The organism is Neobacillus sp. 114 (assembly GCF_030127045.1).
Classification (GTDB): Bacteria; Bacillota; Bacilli; order Bacillales; family Cytobacillaceae; genus Neobacillus; species Neobacillus rhizophilus.
The window spans coordinates 3,319,439-3,337,588 of record NZ_CP126144.1; the positions used below are offsets into that span (position 1 = coordinate 3,319,439).

Annotated in this window: 19 protein-coding genes and 3 tRNA genes; 5 read left to right on the top strand and 17 right to left on the bottom strand. The window is 38.5% G+C overall.

The annotated features are described in order from the left end of the window. Positions 1 to 149: 149 nt before the first annotated feature. From QNN06_RS16215 to QNN06_RS16240, 6 genes are all read right to left on the bottom strand, one after another. Positions 150 to 485, bottom strand: a complete 336-nt coding sequence (locus QNN06_RS16215) for an IDEAL domain-containing protein (RefSeq protein WP_213119727.1) — start codon at positions 483 to 485, stop codon at positions 150 to 152. 112 nt (positions 486 to 597) lie between these two features. Then, complete coding sequence (locus QNN06_RS16220; RefSeq protein WP_213119726.1) at positions 598 to 1,023, bottom strand: RrF2 family transcriptional regulator; 426 nt, start codon at positions 1,021 to 1,023, stop codon at positions 598 to 600. 103 nt (positions 1,024 to 1,126) lie between these two features. After that, entirely contained in the window at positions 1,127 to 1,261 is a 135-nt protein-coding gene (locus QNN06_RS16225; protein WP_213119725.1) for a BA3454 family stress response protein, read from the bottom strand. A 17-nt stretch (positions 1,262 to 1,278) separates the two neighbouring features. Further along, a complete protein-coding gene (gene spxA, locus QNN06_RS16230) occupies positions 1,279 to 1,677 on the bottom strand; it encodes a transcriptional regulator SpxA (RefSeq protein ID WP_213119724.1) in 399 nt (132 codons plus the stop codon). 743 nt (positions 1,678 to 2,420) lie between these two features. Next, entirely contained in the window at positions 2,421 to 3,191 is a 771-nt protein-coding gene (locus QNN06_RS16235) for a TatD family hydrolase (RefSeq protein ID WP_284037935.1), read from the bottom strand. A gap of 34 nt (positions 3,192 to 3,225) precedes the next feature. After that, the gene (locus QNN06_RS16240; protein ID WP_217037501.1) at positions 3,226 to 3,990 is read right to left on the bottom strand and encodes an NAD-dependent protein deacylase; all 765 of its coding nucleotides are present in this window, start codon (positions 3,988 to 3,990) and stop codon (positions 3,226 to 3,228) included. A gap of 489 nt (positions 3,991 to 4,479) precedes the next feature. Between QNN06_RS16240 and QNN06_RS16245 the strand changes: the two genes are divergently transcribed. From QNN06_RS16245 to QNN06_RS16255, 3 genes are all read left to right on the top strand, one after another. Beyond that, positions 4,480 to 6,309 carry a glycoside hydrolase family 28 protein gene (locus QNN06_RS16245; protein WP_217037500.1) on the top strand — a complete coding sequence of 610 codons (1,830 nt, stop codon included), beginning with the start codon at positions 4,480 to 4,482 and terminating at the stop codon, positions 6,307 to 6,309. 344 nt (positions 6,310 to 6,653) lie between these two features. Then, positions 6,654 to 7,340, top strand: a complete 687-nt coding sequence (locus QNN06_RS16250) for a cell wall hydrolase (protein WP_217037499.1) — start codon at positions 6,654 to 6,656, stop codon at positions 7,338 to 7,340. 369 nt (positions 7,341 to 7,709) lie between these two features. Next, positions 7,710 to 8,285, top strand: coding sequence for a MerR family transcriptional regulator (locus QNN06_RS16255; RefSeq protein ID WP_284035433.1), 576 nt, complete (start codon positions 7,710 to 7,712; stop codon positions 8,283 to 8,285). A gap of 114 nt (positions 8,286 to 8,399) precedes the next feature. Here QNN06_RS16255 and QNN06_RS16260 read toward each other — a convergent pair. From QNN06_RS16260 to QNN06_RS16285, 6 genes are all read right to left on the bottom strand, one after another. After that, positions 8,400 to 8,471, bottom strand: a tRNA-Asn gene (locus QNN06_RS16260). 10 nt (positions 8,472 to 8,481) lie between these two features. After that, positions 8,482 to 8,566: transfer RNA gene (locus QNN06_RS16265), tRNA-Leu, on the bottom strand. A 27-nt stretch (positions 8,567 to 8,593) separates the two neighbouring features. Beyond that, positions 8,594 to 8,684 (bottom strand) — tRNA-Ser (locus QNN06_RS16270). Positions 8,685 to 8,896: 212 nt separating this feature from the next. Further along, the gene (locus QNN06_RS16275) at positions 8,897 to 9,733 is read right to left on the bottom strand and encodes an alpha/beta fold hydrolase (RefSeq protein ID WP_284035434.1); all 837 of its coding nucleotides are present in this window, start codon (positions 9,731 to 9,733) and stop codon (positions 8,897 to 8,899) included. A gap of 173 nt (positions 9,734 to 9,906) precedes the next feature. Beyond that, a complete protein-coding gene (locus QNN06_RS16280; RefSeq protein WP_284035435.1) occupies positions 9,907 to 11,070 on the bottom strand; it encodes a YecA family protein in 1,164 nt (387 codons plus the stop codon). 63 nt (positions 11,071 to 11,133) lie between these two features. Beyond that, on the bottom strand, positions 11,134 to 11,463 hold the full coding sequence (locus tag QNN06_RS16285; protein WP_213119717.1) for a DUF1904 family protein: 330 nt from the start codon (positions 11,461 to 11,463) through the stop codon (positions 11,134 to 11,136). 140 nt (positions 11,464 to 11,603) lie between these two features. On the opposite strand from QNN06_RS16285, the gene QNN06_RS16290 reads away from it, so the two are divergent. Further along, a complete protein-coding gene (locus tag QNN06_RS16290; protein ID WP_284035436.1) occupies positions 11,604 to 12,224 on the top strand; it encodes a DUF3298 and DUF4163 domain-containing protein in 621 nt (206 codons plus the stop codon). A 63-nt stretch (positions 12,225 to 12,287) separates the two neighbouring features. On the opposite strand, the gene QNN06_RS16295 is transcribed toward QNN06_RS16290, so the two are convergent. Further along, a complete protein-coding gene (locus QNN06_RS16295) occupies positions 12,288 to 12,947 on the bottom strand; it encodes a DUF429 domain-containing protein (protein WP_284035437.1) in 660 nt (219 codons plus the stop codon). Between the two features lie 173 nt (positions 12,948 to 13,120). On the opposite strand from QNN06_RS16295, the gene QNN06_RS16300 reads away from it, so the two are divergent. Next, positions 13,121 to 13,384, top strand: coding sequence for an HPr family phosphocarrier protein (locus QNN06_RS16300; RefSeq protein WP_284035438.1), 264 nt, complete (start codon positions 13,121 to 13,123; stop codon positions 13,382 to 13,384). Positions 13,385 to 13,509: 125 nt separating this feature from the next. Here the strand turns inward: QNN06_RS16300 and QNN06_RS16305 are convergent, their stop codons facing one another. The 4 genes from QNN06_RS16305 to QNN06_RS16320 form a co-directional block, all read right to left on the bottom strand. Continuing rightward, positions 13,510 to 14,778, bottom strand: a complete 1,269-nt coding sequence (locus tag QNN06_RS16305) for an MFS transporter (protein WP_284035439.1) — start codon at positions 14,776 to 14,778, stop codon at positions 13,510 to 13,512. Between the two features lie 308 nt (positions 14,779 to 15,086). Next, positions 15,087 to 15,887, bottom strand: coding sequence for a hypothetical protein (locus QNN06_RS16310; RefSeq protein ID WP_284035440.1), 801 nt, complete (start codon positions 15,885 to 15,887; stop codon positions 15,087 to 15,089). A gap of 31 nt (positions 15,888 to 15,918) precedes the next feature. Next, complete coding sequence (locus tag QNN06_RS16315) at positions 15,919 to 17,100, bottom strand: methyltransferase domain-containing protein (RefSeq protein ID WP_284035441.1); 1,182 nt, start codon at positions 17,098 to 17,100, stop codon at positions 15,919 to 15,921. A 177-nt stretch (positions 17,101 to 17,277) separates the two neighbouring features. Further along, complete coding sequence (locus tag QNN06_RS16320) at positions 17,278 to 17,988, bottom strand: potassium channel family protein (protein ID WP_284035442.1); 711 nt, start codon at positions 17,986 to 17,988, stop codon at positions 17,278 to 17,280. Positions 17,989 to 18,150: the final 162 nt, after the last annotated feature.

An 18,150-nucleotide genomic window follows, 5' to 3' on the forward strand; every position in this document is an offset into this window, starting at 1 on the left:
ATGTGGATTTCAATTTGTCAAAATATTATTTATTTTCCAAATAATTATATTATAATATGACGGAAAATGAAAAAACCTTCTCGGAATATAAATGAGAAGGTTTTTATTAATAAACGGATGTTATTTTTTTATAAGAATCTAGTTTCGTATCATGATTCAGTGCTAACAAGCTGTTTCATTTCTTTTAACTTGGCAGTCAGCTCCATAAACCACTCTTCATCACCTGTAGACAATGCCAGGTCTATTAGGAATCGAGTTTGCTCCTTATTTGTGGCTGTAGAGACAGGCAGTTTCTTCACCTGTTTGCTTAAAATCGGAATAGTTTTTCCAATGGTCTCTGTATTGTCACTTCTAATGACCGTTACTTTAACCACTCCTTCTAGAATATCCATTGATTCTATAAAACCAAGGATTAATTCACCATCCCATGAAGTTCCCTTAATCCAATCACCTGTTTTTAAACTAGAACGATCGTTCGGCACCATAACTGGTCACCTCCTAATTATTTAGTGTTATAGTATGAAGTTGCAGCCATATAGGATACGCAATCTGTAATGTTTTTTATTACACTTTCAACAAAAAGAAAACTTAAGAAAATCAACAATCACAGCCCTTGCATTGATTAATAAGATCGACAATTTCCTTTATGGTATAGTCCTTTAAATACTCCCCAAGGTGTTCTTCAGCACCCAAAAATATTTTAAACAGGACTGTATGCATATTCGCGCCCACTATGCACTTTTCATTTGAATCAGGACACTTTGGCTGCAATGCACCTTCAGAGGTGATCTTATAGATATCCCAGAGAGTAACTTCATTTAAATCCAGTGCAAAAATAAATCCGCCGCCGATTCCTTCTTTTGATTTTATAAATCCATTTTTTTTCAACAGACTAAGCACTTTACGAATCCGTACCGGGTGCACTCCGGCACTATCGGAAATGGCTTCACTTGTTGACATTCGGTCAGGCTGTAGTGCGAGATATGTTAAACTGTGTATGGCTAGTGTGAAATCGCTGTTCATAACCTGGCCTCCTCAAAAAAATGCTAATCTTACTATTTCTATGTCTTATTTTAAATAAATTATTGTACTGTAATAGTAAACGTTACAGATTAGCTTGTCAAATTTAAACATTCCACTGTTTTTTCACTTGTTCTTCTGCTAACTGTTTAATTTTTTCCCATTTCATATCTTTTTTCACAATAACATTGGTCTGATAATTTCTTTCTTTATATTGAACTGTTACGAAAACTTCAATCATTTTATTCTTCCTCCATTCTATTGATTTGCCGCCTTTTGCAATTCCATGCTCAAAAATGAACGAACCCTGCGCGGCAGAAAGCTGCGAATTTCTTCCTCGTTATATCCAACCTGTAATCGTTTTTCATCCAATATAATTGGCCGGCGCAGCATTTTCGGGTTTTCGATTATTAATTTATAAAATTCGTTGAGCGGAAGCGTATCAAGATCTATATTTAATTCCTGGAATGTCTTTGAATTAGTTGAAATGATTTCGCTGGTCCCCTCTTCAGTCAAACGAAGAATCGATTTAATTTCATCAACAGAAAGCGGCTGAGCTAATACATTTCTTTCTATATAATCAATCTGATGCTCCTCAAACCAAGCCTTCGCTTTACGGCAGGAAGTACAGCTCGGAGTCGTAAACAATGTCACCATACCACTAATCACTCCTTAATTAATAAATGTAATAAAAATCCTTACAGTTTATACTGTAATATTAATATTTACAGTTGATTTTGTCAACCCTATTATGATGCATGGGGACGGTTCTTATGCATCATTTATTTTTGACACACGAGAACCGTCTGAGATCGCTGAAAAACATTCCAAAGTAGGGGTTCTTAAAGACAAAACGGCCTCGGTTGAGAGTGGAAATGTTTTTAAAAAGCCATCTATTCTGCCCTGAGTACAAGAAAAAGTGTCGCACCGGTAAAAATAAGCGGTCTATTCTGCCCATGAGCACAAGAAAAGTGCCGCACCGGTAAAAATAAACCGGTCTATTTTGCCTGTGTGCACAAGAAAAGTGTCGCGACGGTAAAAATAAGCGGTCTATTCTACCTGTGAGCACAAGAAAAGTGCCGGGACGGTAAAAATAAACCGGTCTATTCTGCCCGTGTGCACTAGAAAAGTGCCGCACCGGTAAAAATAAGCGGTCTATTTTTACCGTGTGCACTAGAAAAGTGCCGCGACGGTAAAAATAAACAGGTCTATTCTACCCGTTTGCACAAGAAAAGTGTCGCACCGGTAAAAATAAGCAATCTATTCTACCCGTTTGCACAAGAAAAGTGTCGCACCGGTAAAAATATGCCATTTAGGTACTCCGTTTAGCCGCCTAAGAAAAATAGCGCTCCCGTTTCGTAGGATGTATTTTTCAGTGGCCTCGAACCGTCCCCACGCCTCTAAATACTATAAAATTCTTTTGTATTTTCCAAAACTCGTTCCGATGCTTCAGTTTCCGTAAGTTTTTTTATTTTTGCCAACATGGAGATTGATTCCTTTATCATGGCGGGTTGCGTTATTTTGCCTGAAAATGGACCTTCAAATGGCCATGGGCCGTCTGTTTCGACCATCATTTGTGCTAACGGGTAAATCTGGGCTATCTTTTGAATTTTTTCCTTATAGACAATCTCGGGTGTAACGGAAATAAAATAGCCATTTTCAATCATTCTCACTATCGTTTTATCGTCCCCTTTGAACCAATGAAAATGTGCCTTTTCGACTGAATGTTTTTCTAAAAGATCGCAAACAATCGGAGCATCATCATAAACGGCATGCAAAACAATCGGTTTGTTCCATTCTTTAGCCAGCTTCATGAACGTCTCAAGGAGCTCAATATATTGGCCATACTGTGCCCGGGATACCCTTTGTTCCTGCCTTAAATAGTACGGCAACCCTACTTCGCCTACAGCAATCATTTCCGCCCGATGCAGCGTCATCCAGTCAATCAAGCTGCTAAAGTCAACTTCGCTTGGCAGTCCTTGCTCCGGATGAAATCCAAATGCGGGCTTCACTTTTTGATATTTACTTGATAATTGCAGGCTTCGCTTGCATGATTTAAGATCAAATGACACGGCCACGACTGCCTCAAGCCAGTCGGAACCAGTGAGAATTGAGTAAATTTCTTTATTTTTATATTTATCTAAATGGAGGTGAGCATCAATCAATTTCATCCGTTTCACACTTCCCGGAAAGGATTTAGGGCCATTATAAACTTTCGTCAATGTGGGACAATGATTTTCCAATCGAATCATGAATGACATATGCTCCCTCTCGACGATCATAAGGGGTTCCACCTTTATTGATTATAATCAGCGGGACACCCTTCCTCCTATACTCCGGAAAGGTCGAAAAAGGCGTTACTTGAAGACTTGTGCCCACTACCAAAATGCAATCCGCCTGATCAATATGTTGAACAACCGTATTAAATCCCTCTATTGAAAACCATTCACCTGTATCGCCAAACAAAACGACATCAGGCTTGATATAGTGTTCTTTTTCACTCTTTGTTTCGCAATTGCTGCATACAAAAAATTCCTCCATTGTTTCAAAACGATTAACCATTTCCGAGGAAGGATAGATTTTTCCACAATTCAAACAAGATGCGGTTTTCATCGTGCCGTGAAACTCGATTACGTTATTGCTTCCGGCTTTCTGATGAAGGCCATCGATGTTCTGGGTAATAATGTGCTGGACTTTGCCTTGTTCCTCCCATTTTGCCAGTATTTCGTGGCCTTTGTTTGGAACAGCATCCGGATGGTAAAGATTTTCAAAAGCAAACTGATAAAAATCGTTCGGGTTTTTATAAAAATAATCAAGCGAAAGGATATATTCAGGGGCCAGTTGGTAAACACCCGTTTTGGAGCGAAAATCCTTGATCCCCGATTCCGTGCTGATCCCAGCGCCGCTTAGGACAACAATGTTTCGGGCTTCCCTAAGGAGGTTAGTACAGGTTTCTACGGTGCTTTCCATTTCAGATAAACCTCACTTTCAATAGTTAATAAAAGTGTTCTTGTAATTATTATCATTATAATACAAAGTTTTCATCTCTTCCTTTCTAATTATCAGAAAATAAAAACAATAATCCAGCAAATTTCCTATAAAACTAACTAGAAAAGAAGAAAAGTGAGACTATTTTTCTATTTTCAACACTGTTTACAGATAGTAATTTGGTCACTTTTTTAAATCTAATCTGAATAGTAAAATAAATACCAGAAATAAATGTTAACGTTAACATTAATTGCTATATAATTTATAAAAATTATTATTATTACCTCTTGTTATGAAATGTTAACGTTAAAATAAGAAAAAAGGATGGTGCAGCTAGACTAATAAAAATAGGATACCAAGGAATGAAAACATTTTAATCCTTTTAACTGTAATACCCAACAAAGAGTATTTGTGACATCAAAAAATGTAAGCAGTTTCAATTTGATCTAGTAAAAATCAGGAGGGTATTCTATGAAATTCGGTAAAAAAACCTATCTAACTGGCGCACTAGGGCTTGCTCTAGGCTGTTCCGTGATTGCCCCATATGGTGCATTTGCAGCAACTACACCAGCAAAATCAAATGCTCAAGTTTCTGTTGACAAACAAGCACCAACAGCTCCTATTAATGCTTATGCATATGCCACAACTTATAAGTCTGTAAGCCTAATCTGGGATAGGTCTACTGACAATACTGGAATAGCAGCTTATGATGTCTATGTAAATGGTAAATTAGCCGGAAGTTCAACACCAAACGAATATGGAATTGCCATGTCAAACTTTACCGTAAAAGACTTAAAACCAAATACAATGTACAGTTTCAAAGTTGTTGCAAGAGATGCTGCAGGTAATCATTCAAACGAAAGTGCTCACGTTAATATTAGAACTGATGTGTTAGGTAAAGTATTCAATGTGAAAGATTTCGGGGCTGTTGGTGACGGTGTAACAAAAGATACCGCTGCCATTCAAGCAGCCATTGATTCAGCTTCTGCCAGCCCTAACAGTGTTGTTATCCTTCCTGCAGGAACCTATTATTCTGCTCCCCTAAGTTTAAAAAGCAATATGACATTTGAGATTCAAAAAGATGCAACGCTTCTTGGAAGCCGCGACGTATCGGACTATCCAGTAATCCAAGACCGTTGGGAAGGGACTACATTCCACTCTTATCAAAGCTTGATCGCATCCCAAGGGGCAAAAAATCTTAAAGTCATCGGTGAAGGAACGGTCGATGGAAATGCAGGACCAATCAAAGCAATGCCTACTAACGGAGTCGATGAATACGGTTTTCCGTATAAAAAAGTAACCCTTGATGGAGCTTATGACTATAACAATGGAAAATATGACCCGAACGCTGAGGGTAAGGAAACTGTATACTTTAATATGGGATTGTGGTGGGATAATCCAAAAGCGACCAATCCTGCAACTCAAACTGCCCGACCAAGATTGGTTCAATTCAAGGATTCAGAAAACGTACTTCTTCAGGGTCTAAAGATTACTAATTCACCATCTTGGACAATCCAGCCATTATACAGCAACAACGTGGTAATTGATAGTGTACACGTTGAAAATCCAGCTGTTCCAGTTGATGCACCAAACACAGATGGTGTCGATCCAGACTCTGTTGATGGGTTAAAGATTTTTGGTTCGACATTTAATGTTGGTGATGATGCGATCGCGATTAAATCCGGTAAAGATGCTGAAGGTCGTCAAATTGGCAAACCAAGCCAAAACATCGAAATCCGCAACAACATTATGAAGCATGGTCATGGCGGCGTTACAATCGGTAGTGAAATGTCCGGCGGCGTTAAAAATGTTGTAGCAAGAGATGATATCTTTGACGGAACCGACATTGGTATTCGTATGAAAACCCTTCGCGGACGTGGCGGTACCATTGAAAATCTAACATTTGATAACATCATGATGAAAGATATTGCCGGTGATGTATTTAATATTAACTCTAACTATACATCTAACGGTACTCCACTGCCATTTACTGGTGTAATCGATGAAACAACACCTTACATTAAAAATATTACAATCAAAAATATTACCGCTGAGGGTGCTCAAGAAGCTTCCTTCTTCCAGGGACTATATGAAAGCCCTGTTGATGGCCTAACATTGGAGAACGTCACAGTGCATGCTGACAAACCATTGTATTTCCAATATGTTAAAAATATAACAATGAAAAATGTCAACATCAATAACGGTAATATGTTCCAGCCTAACAGCATATACCAAAATCTCACAGTTGACGGAGAAAAACTTCCAGATACCGATTGGCCAGTAGTACCACGAACAAAATAAGAAATATTTAAAAAACTAGCATCAGTAGAAACTACAGATGCTAGTTTTTTATTTTAAATTTTTTTGATGATATAGCTTCTTCTCCCCTCTTTTTTCAAATAATTCATTTCATATGTTTATGAGTCCACTTATATATGTAAAGAAACCTAAAAATTTTTGGATAGATATTCCTATGTTCCTTAATATTGGTTCGATTGTGACGCCAAAATAGGTATCATGTCACAAATGATTATTTTCTGAAATTATGTTCATCAAACTAAAAAGAAATGTAACGCTACCGTTCTGTAAATTAAATACCATCCAATGTTAGAGTAATATAAAGCAAAATTCAGGAGGTAGCACACATGAAAAAAACATATATAAAAACATTAATTGTAGCTTGTGTAGCTACAAGTTCCTTCATAGGAATTAGTAAAAGTGCCGAGGCTATTACCGAAGACCGAGTCGTTACAGAAAATAAACCTATAAGCCTTGAGCAAAAATATGGTGGTATTACCGAAAATGATCAGCAAGACAATACTAGCAATTACAATCAGATTAATACAGAAGAAATCATGCAAAAGCCAGAGAAAACAAAAGAAGTAGCCCTCCACTCTACAAAACCTGAAATAGGAATCACCAGGCAAATGCCTGAAAAACAACCAGAACCACCGGCTATTTCCATTTCAAATAATGAAAAAGATCTTTTTGCCAGATTAGTAGAAGCTGAAGCAAAAGGCGAATCCTATCAAGGAAAAGTAGCCGTTGCGACTGTCGTATTAAATCGAGTGGAATCACCTCATTTCCCGAAAACGGTGACAGGCGTTATTAATCAAGTAGTAGGACATGCCTATGCCTTTTCACCCGTTCAGAATGGCCAAATTAAAAAGCCTGCTTCAGATGAGTCTAGACAAGCAGTCGAAGAGGCATTGACCAGGAAAGATCGGTTAAATGATTCTGTTTATTTTTATAATCCTGCTATTGCCACGGATAAATGGATTCGCACTCGTCCAGTCGTAAAGACAATTGGCCGTCATGTATTCGCTAAATAATATATAGGAGGTAGATTGACAATTTAGTCATAGTAATCCTCCCAAACTGTAAACTCTATGGTGGGTTTTGTTACATTCCCGCCTATTATTAAGGGAAGTTAACAGTCTATTTACAAATTGGTTAACATCCCTAGTTTCGACAAATTTTAAAAAATCACCTGCTATAATGACATTGTATTGAAGAAAATTGAAACCAAAGCCCGAATTAAAGGAGTAGGAATCATGGCAGAGATTTTAGTTGGTTTAGGTACATATCTATCAGTTTTTCTTGCACTAGGTTGGCTTATTTCAATTGCTTTTAACCTATTTATAAAATAGCAACGGGCTATTACAGGATGATTTACAATGTATTAAATAGAGGTGAAATGAATGACGGAAATGTATTCACCTAGTGATGTACAAAAAATGCTCGGAATAGATGGCAGTACTTTAAGGAAGTACGCCACTCTCCTTGAAGATCATGGGTATCATGTTCAACGTAATAATCGGGGACATCGAGTCTATTTTGATAAGGATGTTCATACATTCCGTAAATTAATGGAATTCAGCAGGCATGAGGGTATGACAATCGAACGGTCTGCTGAGGCGGTATTGAAAGAGGTTTCTGAAGAAAATAACACGGACACTGTTACGGAAATAGAATCCCTGCAAAATACTAGTGACCAAGTTGTTGAGCACAATTGCAATCATGGTGAATTATTGGAACGCATAGAAAATTTAGAGCAAATAAACTTGGATTTAATCAAGCTTTTGAAGGAAAAGGCTGTACGAGAAGCTTACCAAGAAGAAAAGATTAATAAAATTTTAAAGCATGTTGAACGGATAGACCAACTAGAGGCTGAACGAATTAGAGGCATAGAAGAAGAAACGAGAATGCAAATTGCTGCTGCCAATCATAAGAAATGGTGGAATTGGTTTACATGGAAAAAAGCTAAACCCAATTGATAATGGGTTTAGCTTTTTAATTTCTGTTCGTATGTAATAGCCCACACAATTTCACTAATTATGGCTGCTGCGTTCCCGCCCTGACCCTTTCTTAGTGTCCTTGTTGGACTATGACTCCGCAGGTAGGACTCGAACCTACGACCGATCGGTTAACAGCCGATAGCTCTACCACTGAGCTACTGCGGAATAATATTTCTGGTGCGGGTGAAGGGAGTCGAACCCCCACGCCCGAAGGCGCCAGATCCTAAGTCTGGTGCGTCTGCCAATTCCGCCACACCCGCATGATGTTTTAAATAGTTTTATTTGAATGGCAGAGAAGAAGGGATTTGAACCCTCGCGCCGGTTACCCGACCTACACCCTTAGCAGGGGCGCCTCTTCAGCCTCTTGAGTACTTCTCTGTAGTATTAACTTACAAAACAAATATATCATCATTTAAAAATGGAAGCCAGCTGTAAATTTTGGTAATCTAAAACAACGAGCTCCCCTGCTATGAGGACATTTCTCCACTAAGATTCACTCAGGTTGTCCTCATCATGGTCCTTTCATGAGGAAAATTCTCCAGCAAAATTCATTAGAGCTGTCCTCATGACTCCCCTAAAAGGAGACTTCGTTATATTAGTTTTTTTAAAATCGATAAAAAATGTTCTTTTACAAATGGAATGACCTTATCGGGAGCCTGAACATGAATAAAATGCCCCGTTTCAGGAATGATATGTACTGCTGCGTGTGGGAATTGCTGGTCACGCATCTGGTAAGCAAAATCGGTTGAAATGTACGGATCATGTTCACCCCAAAGAATCGTAACTGGATTTTTTATAGCAGCAAGATTCAAATACGGTTCCGTTAATTGTTTATTGGCAGAGCGATATAATTCTAAAATTACGTCCCTTTTCTCATCAGATTCAAAAATTGCAAAGAAGTCTTCCAATATCCCTTCTTCAACAGACGGAATCTCCTTTTTCATCCCTGCCATCCATGATTCCTTATTGGCCATGGCTTCCATTACTTTTTCACCATAACCAGGCGTTCTCCATTTTTGGGCTAGTGGGTGCCAAGTATATCCTGGCAACAAAACTGTGTCGGTTATAATCAAGCTTTCAACTTTATCCGGATTGTCACACGCCCATCTTAATCCAATCATTCCACCCCAGTCATGGACGACGAGATGGATTTTTTCTAATTCTAGTGCTTCCATGAAATCATTGATAAACGTAACATAGTTCTCCCAAGCAGACTCGTATGGAAAACGAGCACTCTGACCAAATCCCGGAAGGTCCGGTGCAATTGCCCTAAATCCTACAGCAGCAATTTCAGGAATGATGTGTTTCCAGAGCATGCTAGATTCTGGAACGCCGTGAATAAGCAAGACTGGCGGAGCAGTTTTGGCACCTTCATCAATATAGGAAATCTTTTGATCATTTATGGTTAGGGTTTTTTTCGTGATCATTCTGTACCTCCGATTGTTTCTAATGTAAGGATTTTACATTCTTAACACTATTTCGACAAAAAAAGGGAAAATCCTTTCCTTTTCCGTTAAAAAGAAAAGGATACCTCAGCTTTATGAGACATCCTTCTCTTCGAGAATGTAATTGGTCTTTTCCCATGTGATTACAAAAAAATCTATTTCCCACAGCATTTTTTATATTTTTTCCCGCTTCCACAAGGACATGGATCGTTTCGCCCTACATTCGTTTCGTTCCGAATTGGTGCAGGTTTACCCAACGCCCCTTGCTTACTGGCATTTCTAAAGTCCATTTCCCTTTTAAGGGCAACTTTTTTCCATAATTCTAATTCAGGATGCTTCTCGCCTAAAATTGAATAATAACTATAAACCGTCTGCTCTATATCCACTAAGTTTGAAGTATAATCGTTTTTCATATGGCGGCTAATTACCGGTAATGCCTCTCTAGACAAATGATGACAAAGGGCTTCGATAAGGATATCTTGGTCACCAATTTCTTCTGCAGCATCGTAGGCTTCTCGTAAAACCTGAATGGCGAAGTCTGTTTTAATATTTTCAACAACGGAAGCTGCAAAAATAATCGAATTCTCTCTATATAAATATGGCGCGACTTCCTTCACTACATCATCCGATTGAAACTGAATTAACGCAGCAGCGACTTCTTCCAACAGAACATCTTCATCTCGTCCCAGCAAGCTTGCCAGCATCGGTATATATTTTTCTATTTTTAACAAGCCAATCATATAAATCGTCAAAATTCCATGAAAGGAAAACCATTGCTCTTCCAATTCCTCGCGAAGAATAATGTCGATTTCCTCTTCTGTCACCCAGCCGTTTTTCACTATGCAGGCAGCTAATATTTTGCCCTTTATGTATAATTCGTTCTGATTAGTATCTGTGTGGTCAAGATCGCTTAATATTCCCCCATATTCCATATAAACTTCTTCTTCAGTCCCTTTTACGGTTAGCTCATAAATGGCCCACATATCCTTGGGAATATATTTTTCTAAGGATTCCCTATAAGTAAGAGCAAGCTCTGGTTCAATATTCAAAAGCAAGTTTATCGCTAAATGAACCTTGGACTTGTTCATGCTTGGTATATTTTCAATTAAGACCTTAACTGCTTCCTCGCTAATCGTCTGATTATCAAGATAAATTAGAATCGAAGATTGCTTTTCTTTGTTTCGAAAAGCTTCTTGCAGTAATTCTACCGTCCACTCTTCAGGCACCAATGGATAATCGTGCAGTGCATAAAGGACTATTTCCTGAATTAAGATATCTTGACTAATTAAATGTGGTTTAATTTTTTCTAAAAATGTCATGCTAAACTCCTTTTGAGTTTGTGATTTTGTAATCACTTTAAAAATGGATTCCTATAATGAAATTTACGCAAAGCTTTTACCATTTAAATAATAATCTGATTCAGAAAACACACTAAAAGCTATTTCCACATCTGGGATCCCCAAACTATGTATATATTTGGTTGTAATGACTGCAAATTTATCCTGCACGGTTTGTCCGCGATCGAACCATTTTACTTCAATAAAAGGAAATCCTGGCACTTCTTCTCCATTAAAAACAAAAATCGAATCGACAATTTCAAAGGTGAAATTATCTGTTTCACACTCGCAGAGTTCAGCCAATTCCTTTACCAAAGGTGTACTAATGTTTTTGACTTGCTCAACACTTACTCCTTTAAAAATCAATTGCGGCATGTTTAATCCCTCCGTAAATAAACTCTATTAAAAAACTGGAAAATCTCCCCGTTATTTTATCATAAAAAAGTCTATCAAACATCAAGCGTTCACCCCGCTATCTGCTCACGAATATGCTGAGTGAAAAAAGGCGGAGAGAAATGCCGATTATATTACCAGTAGAAATTAAACAGTTTATAGTTAGAGACGGACCCAAAAAGGAAGTTATTTATCCTCAAGTCGTCAACCTTCGAAATCAACAGCTGGAAAGATACATCAATCAAACCATTGTGCAACAAACTCAAAAGTTGATAGACACGCAGGTTGGGGATATGCCCTCCACTGTTAGTGAAATGCTTGGAACTTTTGAAATGAAAAATAACCAGCGCACCGTATTGAGTCTAAATCTCTCAAATTATACGTATCATGAACATGCAGCCCATGGAATGACCTATATCAAATCCTTAACTTTCGATTTTCAAAAAGAAACCCTGGTACAACTCAAGGATCTGTTCAAACCTGGTAGCGATTATATCAAAAGACTCACTACCCTTATTCAAGAGCAAATCAAAAAACGTGATATTTTCCTTCTTGGAGATTTCACCGGAATTAAGCCTGATCAAGATTTTTACATTGCCGACAAAACACTCGTCATCTATTTCCAGCTTTACGACATCACTCCATATGCCTTCGGATTTCCAATTTTTCCAATATCGGTATACGAGCTGATGGATATATTAGATGAAAGCGGCACGCTTGGAAGGATGGCTGAAAATAATTAATGGCTAAGGTTGACTATGGACATTTTGCTGGGTTTTTTTAAATTTTTGTCCCCACGACCCTATTTAACAACAATAATCAAAAGGGTGCAACGGGGGATCGGCAGCTAAAATCCACTTGGGCTGAAACTGTTTATCCCTCCAATGCCAGGCCCCTAATGCTGCGGCGCAGGCATCTATAGAATGGCTTTCTTCCTCTATTAAAACTGGCAGGTTGGTCAACTTTTGCTCCCCAAGCCACTTTCTAATGAACCTCCTCGCAGTCAAATCCTGCTTGTAGCTTAGAACATAATCCAGATGTGATCGAGAAATTCTTGACCCAATTACGGCACCCGGGTGCACTTCCACCATCGAAATGGGATTCTCCGTTTTCAAATTTCCTATTTCCCTACTGAGCTTAATCCCTCTCAGGGTAAGATAAACCATCCTATTAAAAGTAGGTGGCATAATGGAACCGGATTTCATCCCTAAGGACACAATGTACTGCCTTAGTTCCTTATCGCCCGGCCGATCCCCGCCGCCATCTTGATATGATAAAGGAGCGTCGATTCCGATTACAACTTCATCATTCTGACTTTGATGAGTAACTTCATTTAAAATTTCCAGATCACCAATATTACTTAATTGCTTGATAAATTTTAACGCACCAGCTTGGTTTTCAAATACAGCCAAGACAGTATCTTTATGATTGCTCGGTCCTGATAAATCAATCCCAATGATTTTCATTATATGCTCCATCACTTTCTATAAATATTATGGCAAATCTTCTCACAAATTTTATGACATAAAGCGAGTATTCATTTAAAATTCTTAATAATAAGGGGTACACTACCATACTTTTATAAAGAAGTGATTGTTTCTTTGTCAAGAAATAAGAAAGTTTAGAAAGGAGAGTTTTTATGATGCAACAAACTGTTGAGCTTAATAATAAGGATGTTCTAGGCCTAAAACCTATTACTCAATTAGTTCAGGAAGCTTCACGATTTCACTCCGAAATTTCTCTTACTCACAAAGGCCGAAAAGTGAATTTGAAATCATTGCTTGGTGTAACGACACTCATGTTAGGAAACAAACAAAAAGTGACTATAGAAACTTCTGGTCAAGATGAAAAGGAAGCACTAGAACACTTATTGAAAAGCTTGAATCGTTTAGCTGACACATAGGACGTTCCTTCTTCCTCAAAATTTTTTAAATATAAACCGTGCCTCCGCTTCAACTCCTGCTTTTAAAATCAAAAAGACAACCTTATTGGTCGTCTTTTTGTTTAGTTAACTCCAGTTTACCAATCTCATTGTCCTGTAGTTACGTTATGCTTTTCTCCAAACTTGATCGGCTTAGAGAACGATAGACTTTGAGGTAAAGTTATCGATGCCAAGCTGGCTAGAAGCGCAAGGATACCCGCAGCACTGAACGAAAATAGATGCGTTCCAAACACTTCGTACCCCCATCCGCCTAGGAAGGAACCAATTGCTGCTCCAATTTGATGCCCTACAAAAAATGCTAACCCATTTAAAATTCCCAGCAACTTTACTCCATATAAGTCACCTAATATCGCTGTGGCCATGGCGACTGAACCGGCCCATACCAATCCTCCGATAATGGAAACAAGAAAGAGCTGCCAAGTGTGGGCTGATAAAACAAGACCAAAAAATCCAAGTCCTCGGACAAAAAACACTAAAAATAAAATATTTCTTCTCGGAAAACGGTCCGCGAGCTGTCCCAAAAACAATGTTCCAAAGATCGCGACAATTCCAATCAAACCTACCCCAAAGGAAGCGGTCATTGGCCCAAAATGGTGATCCATCAACATAGGAACCCCGTGCGATCCTAATAGATTCATCCCAAATCCACAAGCAAATAACACAAAAACAATTTTCCAATAGGTTGTTGTCCTTAAAGCATCCTTCAATGTGATGGTTGCCGGAGCTTCCTGTCTAGTAATTCCGCTGGCCTTGCCCGGACTATCGGCCTCTTCCGGGACATCTTCCCGCATGATAAAAATCGCAGAAGGAAGAATAATAAATATAAAAATTCCTCCAAAAAATAAAAGTGTATTTTTCCAGCCGACAAGGCCGATCATCCATGTTTCAACGGGTGTCAAAATCGCAATACCCGCCATTCCTCCGGTCGTCAAATAAAAAAGGACCTTCCCTCTTTGGCGGACAAACCATTTGCTAACAATCGGAGATAAGGTGATATTGCTTAAAAAGGAAAGCCCTATCGACAGGAACACACCAAAAGAGAGGAAAAAGGAAAGCATCCCCTTGGAATAAACCGTCCATATCGTAGAAATACATACAATGGCCAACCCGATCAACAAAACAATACGGGTATTAAAAATTTTTAAAAGAAAACCTGCTAGCACCATTCCAATCCCATAAACAAGCATTCCGACGGAAACAACGAGCGAAATTTCAGTTCGCGACAATTTTAAATCTTCCATGATTGGATTTATAAAAGGTCCGATTCCCATCCTCATTCCTGTTGTAAGCAAACCGATAATGGATGCTGAAATGACAATATACCAGCCAAAATAGAGTTGTTTGTCTTTATTCATGTTGTACACCTGCTTCCATTTCACAAAAGAACCCAATACAAACGTACCTTAACATCACTTCGCATCCTTCCTTCGATAGCCATAAAAAGATAGAAATTCCACATCACGATCCAATTAATGATTTTAATATCATATCCCTTTAAGTAAACATTATAATTAACTATTCCGAAAATTACAAAATCAAAAACTATCTTCGAACACAAAAGTTTATTTTTTTAGGCAAATAAAAAAAGACAAACTTTATTAGATTTGTCTTTTTGGTTTGGAAAAATTCTTGATCTGACTACAATACCCGGATTGCCCTACTTTTATTTTTCAACTTCGACCAACCCATCTGCACTGAGAACTCGTTCTATTTGTAAAAGAATCTGTATAAATTCCTTATAATCGTGATAGATTTTTTCCTGAGAATGGGCTGTATTGTTTCGTAATTCCTCAATTTTCCTGAAAAATTCCTTGCATTGACTATTTGATTCAAAGCCCAGCTTCTCGACTAATTTTGGCGTTTTCCGAATGATCGTGCCTTTATCGGATAACTGTAAATTGTCCACCAAAGTCAGGGCTTCATTTGTTGCTAACCGCTCTTCCAAAAGCTCTTTAGCTTTGGTTAATCTTGATTCTGTTAACTTATCAGCCCAGCTGTCATCCGGATAAAATTCTTTAATAACTGAAATGATGTACATTTCCAGAAGTGAAACGAAACTGAAGGCTAGCATCCTTATTGGCTGCTTTTGTAAATCGGCCACCGTGACGATCCTGGTAACTTTGTTCTTTTCAAGGATAAAGGTGAATTCTCTCTCCTGAAAAATATCCAGCAAATCAATCAAAGAAGTGGAATCTGAGATAAGGTTATCGGCATGAAAATCCTCAACAAACTCACTTATGATTCCTTCTTTTTTTATATCTTCTCTTTTTACGTATCCAATAAGTTTTCCGCACTGATTAACCCCATAAATATCAAAATCGCGATCAAACATTTCCTTTTTAACAGCGACTGCATCATCTTCCGCTTCACATGTCTTGATCTCTTCTGAAAGCAATTCCACTGTCAGATTATTTTCATAAATATCTCTTAATTTCCGATAACCTTTTAGGGCATTGGATTTCAACCGTGACTCCCCCTTCCTGATAAATCAGCTTTTATTCTGGACGGTCTTTCAGGCTGTCGTACTTTACAATCGGTCCTAGGTGACTGAACTGCCCTGCTGCCTGCTCCATTAGCAACTCTGCCTCTCCGTATTTCCCAGCAGGAAGAATGTCCAAATGTCTATGCCCCATATTACCATAGCTATAAACAAGCAGAAAATCATTCGTTTCCCAAAGTTCAAATCGATACATAAACCAGTGGTTGGGCACAGCCAAATACTGCCCTGATTTAAATGTTTTCTCTCCTAGTCGGTGAAAGGCAAACTCCGCATTCACCGTGGTATATGATTGGCCAGCCTCTATTATGAGTGGCTGATTTTTCGTATATAGGTGTTCCATCCCTTCCAAAGTGGAAAGTCCTGTTTCCTTTTTTGTCGCTACAATGATAGGGGATTGCTTTTTTGTTCTAAAATCATAATAGTCGAGGATCTCACTGTCGCTCCATTGTACATGAAGATTTGCTTCTTTTAGCAAATTTGCCCACTTCCCGACATCTGCCGGGTTTTCCAATCGCTCACAAGAGAGATAGGTTCCGTCCGGAGTTAAAAAGAAGTCGACAATTTGTAAATACCAGCTGTCGCCGAACGTTGGTTTTTCCTTCAGGTGATCTGGCAGCGACCAATATTTTTGAATGAAAATGGGCCCCATAATCTCATGAAAGCTGCGTACCGAAATAATCACATCAAAAGAGTGCTTAGAAAAATGATCGAGGAGCTCCATAAAGTCAATTCTATAAAAGCTTACATTAGAAAGGCCTAGCTGCTTGGCCAACCGCTTGGCACACCGGATTCCATTTTCGGACTGGTCGACCCCGATGATTTCCGCATCAGGAAAAAGCTTAGCATACCAGCATGCCGACAATCCATTATCACACCCGATTTCCAAAATTCTATTTGGCTTTAATTGTTTTTGCTGGCTTACCCAGGTGAGCAATGACTTGTGAAAGGACATCGTCCACGATTCTGCTGCTAAACTAAATGCCAGAGTTTGATTCTTCACATCATATATGTTCCCTTTCCTTTTGCGGGAAATAAGCGGTTCCAGTTCCTCTGCCAAGACGGAATCAACAGCAGTGACGTGCTTCCAAAAGGCGAGCTTACTTTTGCATTCTTTGATTCCGAGTGAATTAAAATAGTCGTCAATATTGGGTTTCTTTTGTTTCGTCTCAATTGACATACAATTATCTCCAGTTTATTAAAATCATTACTTATTATTAGGACTTGGTATTAAAAATAGTTAGTATAATATTAATCGTTTTTTATTATTTTTTCAAAAAATTTTATCAATCAATATTGAAAAAGTGCCAGGGACGATCAACAGGTTGGTCGTTCCTGGCACTAATCAGGAAAAGCGTTAGCTCTTCTTTTGTTCTTCTTGATAAGCCTTCAACTGCTCTATCATCACGAGAAGCTCTGGTTCACTAATGGTTGGGTAGTCGTCAATTTTATCTCTTACGTATTTCAATTGGTCGGGCAGATCCGTTTTTTTATTTGAAAAAAGCGAGGCAACCGTTCCTGTTACAACACCTATTAAACCGATTCCGACGAACATAAGTACACTTGCAATTAATCGTCCAACAGTTGTCTCCGGGTATAAATCCCCATACCCTACCGTTGTGGTGGTCACGACAGTCCACCACAGGGCATCACCATAGCTGTCAAAGCTAGGTTCAATCCAGGCCATTGGAATGGCTGTCAGAAATAACAACGCAATAACGGTTATAAATAATTTATCAAAACGGTATTTTTCAATCAAAAGATCTAGAAGCGAATTATTTCTTTTCACTACGAGGATGAGCCGGACCAAGCGGATAAGGCGGATTAAACGAAGGGTTCTAAATAATTGATCGACGGGTATTAGTGCAAGTAGTTCTATCGGGTGATTCTTGACAAATCCCCATTTATTTTTGCTTAACATCAACCGTATCACATAATCGACAGCGAAAAGCCCCCATATAAACCAGCCCAAAACATAATCTTCCCGCTCGGGCAATTCAGCGGCCAAAGAAAAAATAATCAGACCCGCTAGCAGACATTCATAAACAAAACCAATCTTCCTTTTCAACTTACCTCCCCCCTTTCTAAAAGAAATTCCCCATTTACCTAATTAATATTAAGGGAAAAGCTTAGTAGAATACAAGGTTTAATGATGCATGGGGACGGTTCTCGTGCATCACTTCCACTTTTGGAAATAAAACATATAACTATTTGTCTTCCTATCTGTTAT